This is a genomic window from Comamonas sp. A7-5 (genome assembly GCF_039581385.1).
Classification (GTDB): domain Bacteria; phylum Pseudomonadota; class Gammaproteobacteria; order Burkholderiales; family Burkholderiaceae_C; genus Comamonas; species Comamonas thiooxydans.
This window is the reverse complement of the sequence record NZ_JBCPWO010000004.1, coordinates 397,914-414,242: the sequence shown is the minus strand read 5'-3', so window position 1 is coordinate 414,242 and position 16,329 is coordinate 397,914. Positions and strand designations below refer to the sequence as shown.

The 16,329-nt window shown below is 61.7% G+C and carries 15 protein-coding genes; 5 read left to right on the top strand and 10 right to left on the bottom strand.

Annotation, left to right across the window (positions count from 1 at the left end):
• Positions 1-95 precede the first annotated feature (95 nt).
• The 4 genes from AAIL67_RS10015 to AAIL67_RS10000 are packed head-to-tail and all read right to left on the bottom strand — an operon-like array spanning position 96 to position 4,867.
• Positions 96-842, bottom strand: a complete 747-nt coding sequence (locus AAIL67_RS10015) for an aspartate/glutamate racemase family protein (protein ID WP_039050572.1) — start codon at positions 840-842, stop codon at positions 96-98.
• A 20-nt stretch (positions 843-862) separates the two neighbouring features.
• On the bottom strand, positions 863-2,296 hold the full coding sequence (gene hydA, locus AAIL67_RS10010; RefSeq protein WP_003062715.1) for a dihydropyrimidinase: 1,434 nt from the start codon (positions 2,294-2,296) through the stop codon (positions 863-865).
• A gap of 8 nt (positions 2,297-2,304) precedes the next feature.
• The gene (locus tag AAIL67_RS10005) at positions 2,305-3,519 is read right to left on the bottom strand and encodes a serine hydrolase (protein WP_343483902.1); all 1,215 of its coding nucleotides are present in this window, start codon (positions 3,517-3,519) and stop codon (positions 2,305-2,307) included.
• Between the two features lie 40 nt (positions 3,520-3,559).
• Positions 3,560-4,867, bottom strand: a complete 1,308-nt coding sequence (locus AAIL67_RS10000) for an MFS transporter (RefSeq protein WP_057092595.1) — start codon at positions 4,865-4,867, stop codon at positions 3,560-3,562.
• Between the two features lie 280 nt (positions 4,868-5,147).
• On the opposite strand from AAIL67_RS10000, the gene AAIL67_RS09995 reads away from it, so the two are divergent.
• Positions 5,148-5,879: an aspartate/glutamate racemase family protein gene (locus AAIL67_RS09995; protein WP_003062722.1), complete on the top strand. Its 732-nt coding sequence runs from the start codon at positions 5,148-5,150 to the stop codon at positions 5,877-5,879.
• 49 nt (positions 5,880-5,928) lie between these two features.
• On the top strand, positions 5,929-6,777 hold the full coding sequence (locus tag AAIL67_RS09990) for a fumarylacetoacetate hydrolase family protein (RefSeq protein WP_003062724.1): 849 nt from the start codon (positions 5,929-5,931) through the stop codon (positions 6,775-6,777).
• Between the two features lie 27 nt (positions 6,778-6,804).
• Here AAIL67_RS09990 and AAIL67_RS09985 read toward each other — a convergent pair whose 3' ends face one another.
• Positions 6,805-7,392 (bottom strand): GAF domain-containing protein, encoded by a 588-nt coding sequence (locus tag AAIL67_RS09985; protein WP_003062726.1) that lies wholly within the window; start codon positions 7,390-7,392, stop codon positions 6,805-6,807.
• Positions 7,393-7,479: 87 nt separating this feature from the next.
• A complete protein-coding gene (locus AAIL67_RS09980) occupies positions 7,480-7,776 on the bottom strand; it encodes a helix-turn-helix transcriptional regulator (RefSeq protein ID WP_003062729.1) in 297 nt (98 codons plus the stop codon).
• A gap of 154 nt (positions 7,777-7,930) precedes the next feature.
• Here AAIL67_RS09980 and cls point away from each other — a divergent pair, with 154 nt between their 5' ends.
• Both cls and AAIL67_RS09970 read left to right on the top strand, forming a co-directional pair.
• Entirely contained in the window at positions 7,931-9,385 is a 1,455-nt protein-coding gene (gene cls / locus AAIL67_RS09975) for a cardiolipin synthase (RefSeq protein WP_012838894.1), read from the top strand.
• Entirely contained in the window at positions 9,385-10,236 is an 852-nt protein-coding gene (locus tag AAIL67_RS09970; protein ID WP_280040928.1) for an NAD-dependent protein deacetylase, read from the top strand. Before cls ends, AAIL67_RS09970 begins: the two co-directional genes overlap by 1 nt.
• A 451-nt stretch (positions 10,237-10,687) precedes the next feature.
• Here AAIL67_RS09970 and AAIL67_RS09965 read toward each other — a convergent pair whose 3' ends face one another.
• From AAIL67_RS09965 to AAIL67_RS09955, 3 genes are read right to left on the bottom strand one after another with little or no spacing between them, the layout of a single operon-like run.
• Positions 10,688-11,104: a PaaI family thioesterase gene (locus tag AAIL67_RS09965; RefSeq protein ID WP_179626415.1), complete on the bottom strand. Its 417-nt coding sequence runs from the start codon at positions 11,102-11,104 to the stop codon at positions 10,688-10,690.
• A 46-nt stretch (positions 11,105-11,150) separates the two neighbouring features.
• On the bottom strand, positions 11,151-12,284 hold the full coding sequence (locus AAIL67_RS09960; RefSeq protein ID WP_179626414.1) for a thiolase family protein: 1,134 nt from the start codon (positions 12,282-12,284) through the stop codon (positions 11,151-11,153).
• 21 nt (positions 12,285-12,305) lie between these two features.
• Complete coding sequence (locus AAIL67_RS09955; protein ID WP_179626413.1) at positions 12,306-13,106, bottom strand: SDR family oxidoreductase; 801 nt, start codon at positions 13,104-13,106, stop codon at positions 12,306-12,308.
• A 116-nt stretch (positions 13,107-13,222) separates the two neighbouring features.
• On the opposite strand from AAIL67_RS09955, the gene AAIL67_RS09950 reads away from it, so the two are divergent.
• Positions 13,223-14,167, top strand: coding sequence for a GlxA family transcriptional regulator (locus AAIL67_RS09950; RefSeq protein WP_003062738.1), 945 nt, complete (start codon positions 13,223-13,225; stop codon positions 14,165-14,167).
• 425 nt (positions 14,168-14,592) lie between these two features.
• Here the strand turns inward: AAIL67_RS09950 and AAIL67_RS09945 are convergent, their stop codons facing one another.
• The gene (locus AAIL67_RS09945) at positions 14,593-16,326 is read right to left on the bottom strand and encodes a methyl-accepting chemotaxis protein (RefSeq protein WP_343483898.1); all 1,734 of its coding nucleotides are present in this window, start codon (positions 16,324-16,326) and stop codon (positions 14,593-14,595) included.
• Positions 16,327-16,329: the final 3 nt, after the last annotated feature.

Genomic DNA, 16,329 nt, shown 5'->3' with positions numbered 1-16,329 from the left:
CTTTTGTAGTGTGTTTTGTCGACATGCCGGTGAATTCTAGTGTCACGCGGCATGTCGGATTCGAACATCCCGATTGAGGTTATCCCGCAGCCTGTTCAGGGCAGCTGGCTCAATAGCTGGGTGAGCCCCGGGGGGAGGTTCTTGAAGTCCTTGCGCGGTGGTTTGGCAAAACTGCCTGCGCGTGCCGCAGCGGGAGCCAGCGAGACCAGGCTCTGCGCATGATTGACGGCGCTGGAGACGCCATCGACGGCTGGCACCGGCAAACTCTGCTTGATGGAGCGTGCCAGGCCCGCCAGCGGGGCGCCGGCAATGATCAGTACATCGGCGCCATCTTCGCTGACCGCTGCTTCGCACAAGGCCTGCAGGCGTGCTGCATGGTCATCCTGCACACTTCCGATATCTCGCAGAGGCTCGTCCAGGCAGCGAATGCTGGCCAGCCGGTCTATGAGTCCGTTGCGCTCGACCATATCTCGGTACCAGGCGGTAATGCGCCTGGAGATGGCAATGATCGAGAAGCGTTTGCCCAGCATGCAGGCGCTCATGAGTGCGGACTCGGTCATGCCCAGCACGGGAATGTCCAGAGCCTCGCGCAGGCCTTCGAGGCCCGGATCGCCAAAGGCCGCCAGGATGACGGCGTCATGTTGGTGCGCATGTTCGGCGGCCAGCTCGGCCACGGCGTAGGCGGCAATCATGGCCTCGAAGCGCGTCTCGATATAGGCCACCCCCATGGGAGCGGTCAGCATGGTGATTTCCGTGTCTGGCGCGGCGGCCAGCCTGGCCTCTTTCTCGATGAGCGCGGTGACGCTCTCGGAGATATTGGGGTTGATGATGAGCAGTTTCATGGTGTGTTCGTGCTGAAGTTTCAGAAGCGGGCCTGGTGGCGCTTGGGCAGCAGTGTGGGCGCGCCGCGCTGCAGGAAGCGGCCGCTGCCGGCGCGGGCGTGGAATTGCTCGCCGTCCCAGACTACCTGTCCCGCAGACAGGGTGAGGCAGGGCCAGGCCTTGAGCTGCTGGCCTTCATAGGGCGTGTAGTCCACGTTGTGGTGCAGATCGCGGTTGCTGATGGCGCGTTCGCCTTCCTGCCAGACCACGAGGTCGGCATCGGCGCCGATGGCAATGCTGCCCTTGCGCGGATGCAGGCCGTAGACCTTGGCCGGGTTGGTGGAGGTCAGCTCCACGAAGCGGTTGAGTGTCATGCGGCCCGTCAGCACACCATGCGTGTAGAGCAGCGACAGGCGGGTTTCGATGCCAGGAATACCGTTGGGAATGTGACCAAAGGACACCTCCTCGCCATTGGGCTTCTTGCCTTCGGGGGAATCGTAGTTGAACGGCGCATGGTCCGAGGAGAACACGGTGAACAGGCCGTCGTTCAGCCCGTTCCAGATCACTTCCTGGTTGGCCTGATCGCGCGGCGGTGGGCTGCACACGCACTTGGCGCCCTGATAACTGTCATCTATGCCCAGATCCTCGGCGCTGAGGAACAGGTATTGCGGGCAGGTCTCGGCCATGATGTTCATGCCGTGGGAGCGGGCCCAGCGGATCTGCTCGACGGCCTCGCGGCCCGAGACATGGACGATGAGAATTGGCACATCGGCAAGCTCCGAGAGCGCGATGGCGCGGTGGGTGGCTTCGCGCTCCACCAGCATGGGACGAGAGACCGCGTGGTAGCGCGGAGCGGAGCGGCCGCTGGCTTCCAGGCGCTTGGTCAGCCACTGGATGCAGTCGGCGTTCTCGGCATGGATCATGGCGGTGGCGTCGTACTTGCGCGCCACGTCCAGCACGTCGAGGATCTGGCCGTCGTTGAGCTTCAGATCGTCATAGGTCATGTAGATCTTGAAGGAGGTATAGCCTTCGCGGATCAACTGGGGCAGTTCCTTCTCCAGAACTTCGGGGGTGGGGTCGCTGACGATCATGTGGAAACCGTAGTCCACGTGGGCTTTGCCGTCGGCGCGGCGGTGGTAGTCCTCCACGGCCGCGCGCAGCGACTGGCCCTTGGCCTGGGCCGCGAACGGAATCACGGTGGTGGTGCCGCCGCAGGCTGCGGCGCGCGTGCCGCTGTCGAAGTTGTCGGCCATGCGCACCGGCGGTTCCATGGGTTGGTCCAGGTGGCAGTGGGCGTCGATGCCGCCGGGCGTGACCACGCGGCCGGCAGCGTCATATTCGCGGGCGCCGGCGGGCAGGTTGGCGCCCAGCTGGACTATCTTGCCGTCGCGAATGGCTATATCGGATTCAAAGATGTCGCTGGCGGTGGCAACGCGCGCATTGCGCACTACGAGATCAAATTCGCTGGATTTCATGCTGAATATCAGAGTTTCGGGGTGTCGGTCGGGTCTGCCGGTGCTCCGGACTTGCCCTGGTGTTGTGATGCGAGTACGAGTTCGCGCGCCAACGCCTTGTGGCGGGCGGGCGTGGGTTTGGCATGGGCCTGGTTGCTCAGCGCGGGCAGCACGTAGTCATTGACCATGCGGCGGATGGCCAGCACGTTCCGGGATTCGCGCAGGCCGCCTTCGATGGGCTGCATGCTGGTCATGACCACCACGGCATTGCGCTCGGGCAATACCACAATGAACTGGCCCTTGAAGCCCATGGCGTGGGTTTCGGGCTCGGTGGCGACGATGTCGTTGATCCACCAGTAATAGCCATACCATGGCGCCGAGGCGGGCGCGGTCATGGTCCGGACCCAGGCCTGGGAGACGATCTGCTTGCCGTCCCAGCGGCCGCCGGTCAGCACCAACTGGCCTAGCTTGGCCATGTCCACGGCGCGCAGGCGCAGCCCCCAGCCGGAGGAGACCAGGCCTTTGTCGTCAGCCCGCTCCCAGGTGTAATGGCTCATGCCCATGGGCTTGAAGAGTCTCTCCTTCGCAAAGTCCTGCAGTGGCATACCGGCGTCGGCCCCCAGCGTGGCGCTGGCCAGGATGGGGTTGACGTCGGTGTAGTCGAAGGTCGTGCCGGGCGCTACCTTGGGCGTAGTTTCGGCCGCCAGCTTGAGACGGTCGGGGGCGCCGTAGTAGATGGGGTCGTCGGTGGGCTTGAAGTTATAGACCAGGCCCGTGGACATGGACAGCACATGCCGCAGTTCGATGGATTGCTTGTCGGAGAAGGCATCCTGGAGGTCGGGGCGGGCCTTGGTCAGGATGGGCGCCACTTTCTCGTCGAGCTTGCTGCGGCCCTCGTCCACCAGAACGCCGGCGGCCAGGGCCGTCACGTTCTTGGTGATGGAGTACAGCTCGTAGTTGTGGTTGCGCGTCAGGCCCTGGCTGTAGCGCTCATAGATCAGCTTGCCGTCCTTGATGACGAGAAAGCTGCGCACGTCGAGGTTTTCCTTGCGGATCATCTCGGACAACTGCACCAGAGGGCGCGAATCCACGCCTACGGACTCGGGGGCGGCAGCAGGGAAATCGGGACTCGCCTGGACGGCGACGGAGTTGCGGCTGGCTGGCGTGGCGGCATATGCGCTCAGGGTAGAGGCGATGGCCGTGGCGCAGGTCAGGGCCACGGCTCGGCGTGTGGGCAAGGGCATGGGGTTCTCCATCAAAGTGTCCAGGCGAGGCGGGCGGTACTTAGACCGGGATCTTCTTGCTGTAGTCGATCACGATCGACGAGCAGACGAAGAGGCCTGCGCCCGCAGCAGCGAAGAGCATCATGGCCATGTCGTAGGAGCCGGTGGCCTGCACGATCAAGCCCACCAGAATGGGTACGCCGATGCCGGCGAAGTTGCCGCCCAGGTTCATGACGCCACCCAGGAAGCCGACGCGCTTGCGGGTGCCCAGAATGGAAGGAACGCACCAGAACAGACCGCACCAGCGCAGGAAGAACAGCGTTACCGACAGCAGGATCACGATGGTCACGGGGTCCTTGAAGCGGGCCACGTTGTAGATGGCGATGGTGGCGATGATCGAGGCGATACCGAACAGCGTGCGCAGCACCTTGGCTTGCGAAGCGCCCGCAGCCTTCCATTTGTCGGCAATCCAGCCGCCGACCATCTCACCGACGAAGCCGGAGAAGAACATGATGAACACGGCGCCACCCATCTGCTTGATGTCCATGCCATGCACCTTGGACAGGTAGGTGGGCATCCAGGTCAGCAGGCCGTAGAACAGCGCGTTGAAGCACATCCAGCCGAAGAACATGCCCCATACCGAGCGGTACTTGAAGAAGTCCATCACCTTGCCGCTGGCATGGGCGGGCTCGGCGGCGAGGTCGGCGGCATGTGCTTCCTCGATGAAGGCAGCTTCGGCTTCATTGACGCCGGCGTGCTCACGGGGATGGTTGCGGATATACCACCAGGCAAAGACACCCGCGATCATGGTGCCAACGCCCGCGACGACGAAGGACACGCGCCAGGAGTCGAAATGGGTCAGCAGGCCGGCGATGATCAGCGCACCCAGGGCGGCACCCAGAGGTGCGCCACCGTCCAGCAGTGTGGCGCCGCGGCCGCGTTCGTTCTGGGTCATCCAGATGCCGTTGAGCTTGCCGCCTGCAGGGTAGATGGGGGCCTCGGAAGCGCCCAGACCCAGACGGGTGATCAGCAGCGACACCCAGCCGGTGCAAGCTGCGGCGATGGCCTGGAAGAAGCCCCAACCCAGGGTGGAGCAGACGATGACCACGCGTGGGCCGAAACGGTCGGCCAGCATGCCGCCGGGAATCTGCATGAAGGCATAGGTCCAGAAGAAGGAACTCATCAGCAGGCCCTGAACGGCAGGGCTGAGATCGAACTCCTTGGCGATCATGGGCATGGCCACGGACAGCGATGCGCGGTCAATGTAATTGACCGCGATCAGGAAAAGCATCATCAGGAAGATCTTCCAGCGCACCTTGGTCGGCGCTGCCGCCGCCTGTGGCGCGGCAAGTGTGGTTGGGTTTTGCATCTCGGGTCTCGCTCCATCGGTTGGTTGATTGTTCGATGTGAGGTCGAAATCTAAATGTCGACAATGTTGTCAACAATATCGTAAACACCTATTTGGGAATTTTTCTCTGAAATATGCTGTGAGGCGAAAGGTGGTGACGAAGTGAAGATTTTCTTGTCGGATAACTTTGAGTGATTGGATTTTGATTTATTGTCAACAATATTGTTGACGTTTGTTTGGGTGAGGTGAACAATGCCGGCCAACCGGTTTGCCGGTTGGCCATACAACGGAGACAAGCAAGATGACTGCAACTACGACATGCCTGGGCGTGCTCACGCCTTCTTCCAACACCGCGCTGGAGCCTCTGACCAGCGCGCTGGCTGCCAGTGCCGGCAACTGCTCGGCCCATTTTTCGCGCTTCACGGTGACTGAGATTTCGCTGGCCGAGGGGGCACTGAACCAGTTTGACGACAGCAAGATCCTGGCCGCAGCCGAGCTGCTGGCCGATGCCAAGGTGGACGTGATCGGCTGGAGCGGCACGGCCGCAGGATGGCGCGGCTTTGAGACCGATATGCGGCTGTGCGAGCGTATTACCGAGCGCACCGGCATCAAGGCCACGACGGCCATCCTGGCACTCAATGAGCTGATGGGAAAGCTCTCCGTGAAGAAGCTGGCCATCGTCAGCCCGTACACGGCGGACGTGCAGCAATGCATCGTCAACAACTACCGCGCCGCAGGCGTCGAGACCACGGCAGAGCGCCATCTGGACATCTCGGTCAACCACAGCTTTGCGCTGGTGGAGCCCGAGCAACTGCTGCAACTCATCGGCAACGTGATCGAAGAAGGCAAACCTGACGCCGTCGTGACTTACTGCACCAATTTGCGCGCTGCGCACCTGGCCGAAGAGGTGGAGCGCCGTTGGGGCGTGCCGCTGCTCGATACCGTGAGTACCACGGTCTGGGGCATGCTGCGCGCGGCCGGGCGTGATCCTTCCGCCGTCAAAGGCTGGGGCCGCCTGTTCGATATTGCATGATGAAGGCCTTAGAGGGCGACACTGACCGATTCATAAGGAGACAACCATCGTGAAACTGCTTCGCTATGGCAGCGCGGGTGCGGAGCGCCCGGGCGTGCTGGACGCCGACGGCGTGCTGCGTGATGCATCGGCCCTGGTGCCCGATTGGGGCCCGGGCCAGCTAGGTCCCGATGCGCTGGAGCGCATACGGCATACGGACTGGAGCCGTTTGCCCAGGGTTGACGGAACGCCACGCCTGGGTTGCCCCGTGGCACAGGTGGGCAAGCTGGTCTGTGCGGGTCTCAACTATGCTGACCACGCGGCCGAGGCCGGACTGCCAGCGCCGGCCGAACCCGTGCTGTTCATGAAGGCCGTGACGGCGATCTGCGGTCCGGGCGATGCGGTGCAGATTCCGCAGGGCGCGGACAAGGTCGACTGGGAGGTGGAGCTGGGCGTTGTCATCGGCAGCCGCGCGCGGCGCGTGACCGAGGCGCAGGCTCTGTCCCATGTGGCCGGTTATCTGTTGGCCAACGATGTGTCCGAGCGCGGCTGGCAATTGGAGCGTGGCGGCACCTGGACCAAGGGCAAGAGCCATGACACCTTTGCGCCGCTGGGCCCCTGGCTGGTGACGGCCGACGAAATTACCGATCCGCATCGCGTGGGCCTGTGGCTGGAAGTCAACGGCAAGCGCATGCAGAACGGCAGTACGGCCAACTTCATTTTCAGCCTGCCCACGCTCATTTCGTATATCAGCCAGTTCATGACGCTGGAGGCCGGCGATGTGATTCTCACCGGAACGCCTGCGGGCGTGGGTCTGGGGCAAAAGCCGCAGCCCGTCTTTCTCAAGCCCGGCGATGTGGTGCGGCTGGGTGCCGATGGGCTGGGCGAGCAGCGCCAGGTCTGCGTGGCAGTGAACTGACGCTGCTTTTTCCCGGAGAGCTGGTTTTTAGAGCTTTCCGGGAGAAGCCGGGCCGGAAGGCGTGCGCTTTTCTTCGGCTGGCTGGAGCTGCTGGGCCTGCTTGATATCGATTCGCCTGGCCGTGATCCTGGCCACGCATTCGAGTTTTTGCAGGTCCTTGGCCGTCAGGCTTTCATCGGCCGCCTGGCTGAAGCAGCACAGCGTGCCGTAGACCTTGCCGCTGGCCAGCACGATGGGCGTGCTCAGATGGGCGCCCACGCGAAAAGGAGTTGCAGGCAGCTTGGCAAAGGCAGGGTGGCTGGTCGCATCCTGGACCAGACCGGGCAGAATGCCGTCGAGCACGCACTGGCAAAACGACTCCTCCAGGGGACCGCCGCCGCCAGTGGCAATCAATTCCTTGCCGGGGGCGGTATCGACATGCTGGAACATGCGCTGGCCGTTGCGGATCTCGGAGACAAAAATCACCTCCATATTGAGGTGCTGGCGCAGCTCCTGCAGGACCAGGCGCACGTTTTCATCGACCAGTTCGTCACTTCGATCTGCCGTGGCCAGCAACAATTCACTGACCTGTACCTCCAGTGCCTCCGGTGCGTAATCCCAGTTGTGAATCGCCATCTCTCAAATCTCTGAATGTCGCGCAAAAAAACCTCGGGCCATTGTGGCCGAGCAAACAGGGTTCTCAAGTTAACAATACGTAAGACCTCATAGCGAATCCTGGTCGGTCACAGGACTGGCGATGTGGTCGGCTGCAGCCGTCTGGCCGGTCTGGGGCTGAATCAGTGCCAGCACCTGGGCGTGCAGCTCGGCCGGCACGGCGATCAGCTCCATATTCAGCACACGGGCCATTTCCTGCAGAGTGGAAAAGCGCGGGTCCACATCGCCGGTTTCAGTGCGTTGTACGGCCATGCGTGACAGGCCGGCACGTTCGGCCAGATCGGCCTGGGTGATGCGGGCGGCCTTGCGGGCCTGGGCCAGAGTCGTGATGAGTTCGGAAATCATGCGTATCAATATACTCTTTGTAGCGCGGTACAAAAGCATGGCGCCTGCTGGAGGGTGTTTCCCCCCGGGCAGGCGGGTCGCCGCAGTCTGCCATGCCGCTGCCATACTGCGAGGGCATGGTGGTGATGGTTCATCGAACAACAGGAGTGTGCAATTGGACTGGATAGCAATGCAGCTGAGCCACGAGAGCGTCAAGCTCTGGCTGTCCGTGGGCTGGTCGCTGTATGTCGTCGTGGTAGGCATCTGGATTCTGCTGCAGCGCAGCCAGCCGATTGCCACACTGAGCTGGCTGTTGTCCATGGCTGCGTTACCTGTGGTGGGTCTGCTGGTCTATTACTACTTCGGTCCGCAACGCATGAAGCGCCAGCGTATCAAGCGGCTGCGCTCGCGCAAGCGTTCGCGTGTGCGCAACAGCATGCAAAAACTCAGGGAACGCATTCCGGCCCAGCAGGAGCGCTTGCGTCAGGTGGCACGGCTGGTTGGCATGACCAGCGATTTCCCGGTCAGCACGGCCACTTCCATGCAGTTGCTGGTGGGGGGCGCGGCGACCTTTGATGCGATTGCCGAGGCCGTGAGCGCAGCACGCCACCACGTGCATCTGGAGTACTACATCTACGAGCCCGATCAGACCGGCACGGCCTTGCGTGATCTGCTGATCGAGAAGGCACGTGCAGGCGTGCAGGTGCGTTTGCTGGTGGATGCTCTGGGCTCCAAGAAGCTGGGGCGAAAGTTTCTGGAGCCGCTGCAGCAGGCCGGGGCCGAGGTGCTGCGCTTTCACGATGCCAAGATAGGGCGGCGGCTGCGACCCGTGGTCAATTTCCGTACCCACCGCAAGATTCTGGTCTGCGATGGAAAAGTGGGCTTTACGGGTGGTGTGAATGTCACCGATGAAGAGAACGAGCGCATTTGTGACGATGCTTATCATGACGTGCATATCCGGGTCGAAGGCTCCGTCGTCAACTGGCTGCAGACAGTTTTCCTCGAGGACTGGGCCTACACCCGCAGCGACGATCCGCACCGGCTGCCCAACGATCTTGACGATCTGCTGCCAGATTGCGAAGACGGCCCCATCCCCATGCAGGTCGTGACCTCGGGGCCTGACGACCAGCTGGACGCCATCTACCGCTCCTATCTGGCGGCCATCAACGCGGCACAGCAACGCATCTTGCTGACCACGCCTTACTTTGTGCCGACCGAAGGCGCGCTGACGGCTCTCACCAATGCTGCACTGCGCGGTGTGGAGGTCCGCATTCTGGTGCCGAAGAAGTCTGATTCGCTGTTGGTGACGGCCGCTGCGCGCTCCTATTTTGACGAGCTGATTCGCTGTGGAGTGCATATCTATGAATATGCGGCCAGCATGCTGCACTCCAAGACCTTGGTGGTCGATGACAATATGGCGATGATCGGCACGGCCAATTTTGACTATCGCAGCTTTTTCCTCAACTACGAGGTCTGTGTGATTGGCTACGGGCCAGAGCTGAATCAGGCCATCGCTGCGCAGTTCGAGGCTGACCTGGGCCAGGCTCGAATGGTGCAATATCGCAGCGAAAAAGGTCTGCGGCGACGGCTGGTCGGTTCCGTGGCCCGATTGACATCGCCGCTGCTGTAGTGAGTGAAACCTTGAACCATTGTGTGGATGCTCTGGCGCTGTGGCGCCTGCAAGACTGGCTGCATGCGCACCCGCGTGTGGTAGTCATTGGTGGCGCCGGCTGCAGCACCGAAGTCGGCATCCCTGACTATCGGGACCGCAACGGACAGTGGAAGCGCCCCCAGCCCGTGACCTATCAGGCCTTCATGGGCGATGTGCTGGTGCGTCAGCGCTACTGGGCGCGTTCCATGCTGGGCTGGCGCGTGATGGGTCAGGCGCGGCCCGGTTCCGCCCATCAGGCACTGGCGCGACTGGAGCAGCAAGGCCGGCTGGAGTTGCTGATCACCCAGAATGTCGATGGCCTGCATGATGCGGCCGGCAGCCTGAACATCGTGGACCTGCACGGGCGCATCGACACCGTGCGCTGCATGGACTGCGACAAGCGCTCTGCCCGCGCCGATCTGCAGCAGCGCCTGCTGACGCTGAACCCGGCCTGGGCTGAACTGTATGCCACACCGGCGCCCGATGGCGATGCCGATCTGGAAGACCAGGACTTCAGTCGCTTTGTCGTGCCGGCCTGCCCACATTGCGGAACAGGCCTGATCAAGCCCGATGTGGTGTTCTTTGGCGAGACCGTGCCGCGTGAACGCGTGCAGACCTGCATGGCGGCAGTGGCCAGGGCCGACGCTGTGCTGATCGCAGGCTCTTCATTGATGGTCTATTCGGGTTACCGTTTTGCGCTGGCAGCGCATGAGCAGGGCAAGTCCATCGTGGCCATCAATCAAGGCGTGACAAGGGCCGATGCATTGCTGGCTTTCAAGGTAGAGGCCGATGTGGGTCAGGTCCTGATGGGCCTGATCGAGGCAAGCTAGCTCATTCCCTCCGCGCAACGGATGAGGGCAGGGGGGAACAGTCTGCATGCTCCTCGGGTTCGTCGCCATCGGGCGGGTGGAAATCGTGGCGCAGCAGCGGTGCATGGTTGCGCTCCATAAAGTGGCGGGGAGTGCCAAGGGATTTGTGTGCCGCCCTTGAGCGGCTCGTGTTCTGCATAGGTGCGGGCCATGCAGCCAAAGCTCCAGCCTGAAACTCCTGGTGGAGCTCGGGCCGTCGGAATGTACGGCGCAGGTATTCCGGTTCCTGCAAACTCGGGGAAGTGTCTTGGCCGTCGACTCGGCTCACCTGCGCACAGAGGTTGGCAGTTCGTGCGGATCGTAGGTCACCGCGAAAGCCTGACCTACGTGCTGCGCTCCGTCTTCACCCTGGGGAGCATCGATTTCTGTCGGATGTTTTTAGGCTGCCGACTCAAGCGCGGCAACGAGCCAGTCACCAGAGAACGATCTGCGAGCAGCGGAATAGCGATAGCTTACGACCCTTGTCATCGAACAATGTGGCCGACCACACCTGCGTTGTCCTCCCCAGATGCTCGGCCACAGCCTCCACGTGCAGGATTCCTTGCTTCGCAGTACCAAGGAAGTTGGATTTCAGTTCCAGTGTCGTGAATCCTTTCGCGCCCTCCGGTAGATGCGCCAGCGTCGCATAGCCGGCGCAGGTGTCGGCCAGCATCACCTGTGTGGCGGCATGTAGAAAGCCATTGGGTGCCATCATCCACGGTGCAATAGTCAGCTCCATGGTCATGCGGCCTTCGGCAAGTGCCAGCGGCCGCGCGCCAAAGGTATCGGGCAGTGTGCCGCGCTGGCGTTCAAACAGACTGTCCAGGGTTTCGGTGCTACGGAGCATCATGGTTTCCTTGAGTGGAGTTGAAGTCTTGGTCTCTGTCGATACGAGCTCACGGTCTCTCCAGCACCGTAGCAATACCTTGCCCACCGCCGATGCATTGGGTGGCCAGGGCATATCGTCCCTGCTGTCGTGCAAGCAAGGCAGCTGCCTTGCCCGTGATGCGCGCACCAGTGGCGCCAAGTGGATGACCGATGGCCAGCCCGCCGCCGTCAATATTCACGGTCGCCATGTCCAGGCCGAGGTCTCGGATGCAGGCCAGCGCCTGTGACGAAAAAGCTTCGTTGATCTCAACCACATCCAGATCGGCCACAGTGAGACCGGCACGGGCCAGCGCCTTGCGCGTGGCAGGGATCGGGCCTATTCCCATGATCGCAGGGTCCACTCCCACGGTCGCGAAGCTGCGGATGCGCGCCAGTACCTGCAGACCATGGCGTTCGGCAAAATCGTCTCGGGTGACCAGCACGGCCGCAGCGCCATCGGTCAACGGCGACGATGTGCCCGCCGTGACCACGCCATCAGGCCTGAAGGCGGGCTTGAGCCCGGCCAGGGCCTCGAGTGTGGTGGCAGGGCGTATGCAGCCGTCGGCATCCAGCAGCTCCCCGTCCGGTAAAAGAATGGGCACGATTTCGTCGACCAGCAGACCCTGGTCGCGGGCAGCGGCGGCTTTCAGATGGGATTGCAGCGCCAGCAACTCCTGGTCGGCGCGGTTTACCTTCCATCTCTGCGCCACGTTTTCCGCCGTTTCGCCCATTGAAATATAGGCGTCGGTATTTGCCTGTAACTGGGGGTTCGGCGAGAAGTTGAAACCGCCCTGCGGAACCATCGTCATGGACTCCACGCCCACACAGAGGAAGGCGTCGCCCATGCCGGCCTCGATCTGCGCTGCGGCAATATGCACGGCCTGCATCGACGAGCCGCAAAAGCGGTTCACGGTCATGCCGCCCACGGTTTCGGGCAGGCCGGCCAGCAGACCGACGATGCGCGCCAGATTGTTGCCTTGTGCGGCCTCGGGGTAGGCACAGCCGAGGATCACATCCTCCAATAGTGCAGGATCCAGGTCGGAGCGCTTCAGCAAAGCCTGCACAACCTGGGCGGCCAGCGTGTCCGGCCGGACCTCGGCGAGGCGGCCTTTGCGGGCGAATTGGAATGGCGAGCGTGCATAAGCTGCAATAACGGCTTTCATGACTTGGGCTCCTTGCGATGGTCAGTGCGCGGCGGCGTAGCGCTGGGCGACGATGTTGCTGGACAGCTGGCCTGCCATAGCTCGGCGTGCGGCCTCATAGGCATCCCACTTCTCGCCAGCATGCAGCGAGGGGATGGAGACCTTTTCTCCTCGCTCAAACCCCAGCAGTGCTGCGTCGACGAGGTCTTCGGCGCTCATCACGATGCTTGCATCCAGGTTCTCTACCGGCAATCCACCGATGGCCCAGAAGTCCGTGGCCGTAGCACCAGGCAACACTGCCTGCACCCGAACACCTTTGTCGGTCAACTCATGCTGAAGTGACTGACTGAAGGCCAGCACAAAAGCCTTGCTGGCACCGTAGACGCCATTCAGGGTCTCAGGGGAGATGGCGACGATGGACGCAATGTTGATGATCGCTCCGCGTCCACGAGCCACGAAGCCAGGAGCCGCCGCATAGGCCAGCCGCATGGGCACCGTGGCATTCAGATCGACCATGCGGGTCATCTTTTCAACGTCGCTGTGCAGCAAGGGGGTATGTGTGCCCATGCCCGCGTTGTTGACCAGCAAGGTGATGCTGGCGTCCGTGCGCAATTGCTCTTCCACGCGTGCCAGTTCATTGCGGTCGTTCAGGTCGGTCGGCAGGACTTCTACCGCACGGCCGGTGCGAGTGCTGATGCTGCTCGCCAGCGCGTTCAGCTGTTCGCGGTTGCGGGCGACCAGGATCAGGTCATAGCCACGCTGAGCGAGCTTTTCTGCATATAGCGCACCGATGCCGCTGGATGCCCCGGTAATGAGGGCGGTACCGAGATGGGTTTGTGCCATGGTGAAACTCCTTGAGGTTGATGGATGTTGTCCATGGCCTCAATGGTGCGATGTGCGTGGTTTGTCGTAAATGACGTATATAGTCATGAAAAAGGACATTGGAAAGGGCGTTTCTTATGCACCGCATCGGTTACATGCTGCCGGAAGGCTTCCAAGTCATGGCGCTGGCCACCCAGGCTGTGTTCGAACTCGCCAACCTGATGGTGGAGAAGCCCTTTTATGAGGTGGAGACCTATGCGATGAGTGGTACGGCCCGAGCTTCGGCAGGACTTGCATTGCAGGCAAAGCCCCTCACCGCACACAGCAGGGCAGACACCTGGCTGGTTGCGGGCAACCTCACTCCAAGGGACGTCGCTACGGCACCGGAACTGATCCGGCTGCTGAGCAAGGTGGCGGTATCCGCGCGGCGCGTGGCCGGTCTGTGCACGGGCGCTTTCCTGCTGGGCGACGCGGGCCTGCTTGACGGGCGCCGCGCCACCACGCACTGGTATTGGGCCGAGGCCTTGCAGCAGCGCCACCCACAGGCGCAGATTGAGGCCGACCGCATATACATCGCCGACGGACCGATCTGGACCTCTGCCGGTATGACAGCGGAGATCGACCTGGCGTTAGCGCTGGTGGAAAAAGATCTGGGCGCGAAGGTTGCACGGTCGGTTGCACATCGCCTGGTCATGCACCAGCGCCGCTCGGGAGGACAGTCACAGCATTCGGAGATGCTCAAGCTGGCACCCAAGTCAGACCGTATCCAGCAGGCGTTGGAGCATGCACGGCGCAATCTTTCTCAAGCACTGAGTGTGGAAGAGCTGGCCGAGGCTGCCAGCTTGAGTCCGCGCCAGTTCAGCCGGGTGTTCACGGCCGAGACGGGCCAGTCCCCCGCCAAAGCCGTGGAGGGCCTTCGGCTAGAAGCCGCGCGGCTGATGATTGAGGGCAGTCGGCATCCGCTGGAGGTGATTGCTCGGGAGACAGGTTTTCGTGACCGGCGCCATATGCGCGAAGCCTTCCTACGTGGCTTCGGCATGCCGCCACAGGCCGTACGGCGCGAAGCTCGGGTGGAACTGTAAAACGTCTGTGCACGCTCCGTGAAACGCGTAACTTGCACCTTGCGTGGAGCGACCAGCCGGACCCCGAGCCAACTGGCCATGATGGCAATTTGTGAACTGCGAAGTACCGCCGCAGCCGGTGGGATATGCGAGTACTTGGATGTCTGCTCTAGTGCGGGGAGGCGGTTCCCCCAGAATCCCGATCTATCATCGTCTCGAATAAAAACAGAGTTGCTGTCAGAGGTGATGGCTGGCGGGCATCACGCAGGGCTGGCCGTTGTAATGTTCCCAAGGAGCCACTGGCAGCAGGTCCTGGTGTGTGGAGTTGCTCATCGTCTACGCTATCTGTTGCCAAGCACTGAGTTATGCAACGACACCGATAGGTTCAAAAAGCGGCAGGCTTGACGCCTCACCGCCTTTGCTCACGGATCCGCTCGGAAGCTCCTTCAAAAAGTTTCCCAGTCATCGCCATTCTTATTCGTGGCCTGCTGTGTTCCAGCGATAGCAACCGGGCGACGCAGCACAGGGGATTTGGTGGCCATGAGGGGCTTTGGAGGCGACTCCGATACCTTAGCCACTGTCACCGGTTTTGTCGGGTTGACCGACGCTGCCTGCATTGCGGCAGAGGCATGTTGCTCGTGCTCTGACAACTTGAAGACTGCCACCGCTTCGACCAGCGACTGTGCTTGGTTGTGCAAGCTGCTGGCTGCAGCGGCCATTTCCTCGACCAAGGCTGCGTTCTGCTGCGTGGTTTGATCCATTTGGGTGACGGCTTCCCCAATCTGGGCCATGCCCGAGCTTTGCTCATGGCTGGCAGCGCTGATTTCACCCATGATATCGGTGACGCGCCGAATGGCCGTGACCACACCGGTCATGGTCTCGCCAGCTTTGTCCACGAGCAAGGAACCCTGTTCCACGCGCTGGACACTGGTGGTAATGAGCTGCTTGATCTCCTTGGCGGCCTCAGCCGAGCGTCCAGCCAGAGCCCGTACTTCGCTTGCCACCACTGCAAAGCCTCGTCCTTGCTCGCCGGCGCGGGCAGCTTCGACGGCGGCATTCAAAGCCAGAATATTGGTCTGGAAAGCGATGCCATCAATGACAGCGATGATGTCGGAAATCTTGTGGCTGCTTTCATTGATGCTCTTCATGGTCTCCACTACCTCTGCGACCACTTCACCGCCCTGTGTAGCCACAGAGGATGCATTCACGGCCATCTGATTGGCCTGGCGTGCGTTGTCGGCATTCTGTTTGACCGTCGCACTCAACTGCTCCATGGACGCAGCAGTTTGTTCAAGGGCACTTGCTTGCTCTTCCGTGCGGCTGGATAGGTCGTTATTGCCCATGGCGATCTGAGCACTGCCCGACGCAACTCCCTGAGCATTGCCACGCACCGCCGACACCGTGCTCACGAGGCTGTGTTGCATGCGTTGCAGCGCGCTCAGCAGTTGACCGGTTTCATCCTGAGATTTCACTGTGATCTGGCCGCTGAGATCGCCTCTGGCCACACGGTCGGCTGCTGCCATGGCCAGGGACAGGGGGCGGGTGATGGAGCGAGTGATCGTGATGGCAAGAGTCACCGCTAGAAGAATGGCGATTGCACTTGTCGCCAACACTTCCCGGAACAGATTGTCGGCAGCAGCTTCTGCTTTCTGGCTGGCCACGTCGGAGCTTTGGGTCTGGTGATCCAGCATGCTGCGGATGACCCGCTGATATTCGAGCTGGTTGGGGCGCAGCTGGGTTTCCAGCAATCTCAGCGCTTCATCTCTTTGGCCCTGATCGATCAGTCCAAGAAATTCATCACCGGATTTGAGGAAGGCAACGCGCCGCTGCTTCAGATCCTCCAGCAGCGATTGCCCCAGGCCGGAGTGAGTGTGCTTGCCCAGCGAATCCATTTCTGCAGCCAGCTCGGTGCGGGTCTTCTGAATCATGGCACGTGCCGAGGCCTGGAGCGTCTCCGTGGAAAAGATCGCGAGGTTGCGGAACTGAATTGCCTGTTCATTGGCGCCATCCGTGATGGTGTTCAGCGTGCGAATGATCGGGATTTGCTTCTGGGTGATGTCGGTGAGGGCTGAGCGCTGAGTCGACGACCCCCAAAGTGCCACCCCTCCCAGCACTAGTATCAGCACCATCAATGTCATGAACGAGAAAGTCAGCCGAGTGGAAATTTTCAAACGATCCATTTC

What these genes read in the sequence shown, in the direction of transcription:
- AAIL67_RS10015 (WP_039050572.1), bottom strand. Translation starts at nt 842, where the DNA reads ATGAAACTGCTCATCATCAACCCCAATATCTCCGAGAGCGTCACCGCG.
- hydA (WP_003062715.1), bottom strand. Translation starts at nt 2,296, where the DNA reads ATGAAATCCAGCGAATTTGATCTCGTAGTGCGCAATGCGCGCGTTGCC.
- AAIL67_RS10005 (WP_343483902.1), bottom strand. Translation starts at nt 3,519, where the DNA reads ATGCCCTTGCCCACACGCCGAGCCGTGGCCCTGACCTGCGCCACGGCC.
- AAIL67_RS10000 (WP_057092595.1), bottom strand. Translation starts at nt 4,867, where the DNA reads ATGCAAAACCCAACCACACTTGCCGCGCCACAGGCGGCGGCAGCGCCG.
- AAIL67_RS09995 (WP_003062722.1), top strand. Translation starts at nt 5,148, where the DNA reads ATGACTGCAACTACGACATGCCTGGGCGTGCTCACGCCTTCTTCCAAC.
- AAIL67_RS09985 (WP_003062726.1), bottom strand. Translation starts at nt 7,392, where the DNA reads ATGGCGATTCACAACTGGGATTACGCACCGGAGGCACTGGAGGTACAG.
- AAIL67_RS09980 (WP_003062729.1), bottom strand. Translation starts at nt 7,776, where the DNA reads ATGATTTCCGAACTCATCACGACTCTGGCCCAGGCCCGCAAGGCCGCC.
- AAIL67_RS09965 (WP_179626415.1), bottom strand. Translation starts at nt 11,104, where the DNA reads ATGATGCTCCGTAGCACCGAAACCCTGGACAGTCTGTTTGAACGCCAG.
- AAIL67_RS09960 (WP_179626414.1), bottom strand. Translation starts at nt 12,284, where the DNA reads ATGAAAGCCGTTATTGCAGCTTATGCACGCTCGCCATTCCAATTCGCC.
- AAIL67_RS09955 (WP_179626413.1), bottom strand. Translation starts at nt 13,106, where the DNA reads ATGGCACAAACCCATCTCGGTACCGCCCTCATTACCGGGGCATCCAGC.
- AAIL67_RS09950 (WP_003062738.1), top strand. Translation starts at nt 13,223, where the DNA reads ATGCACCGCATCGGTTACATGCTGCCGGAAGGCTTCCAAGTCATGGCG.
- AAIL67_RS09945 (WP_343483898.1), bottom strand. Translation starts at nt 16,326, where the DNA reads ATGGATCGTTTGAAAATTTCCACTCGGCTGACTTTCTCGTTCATGACA.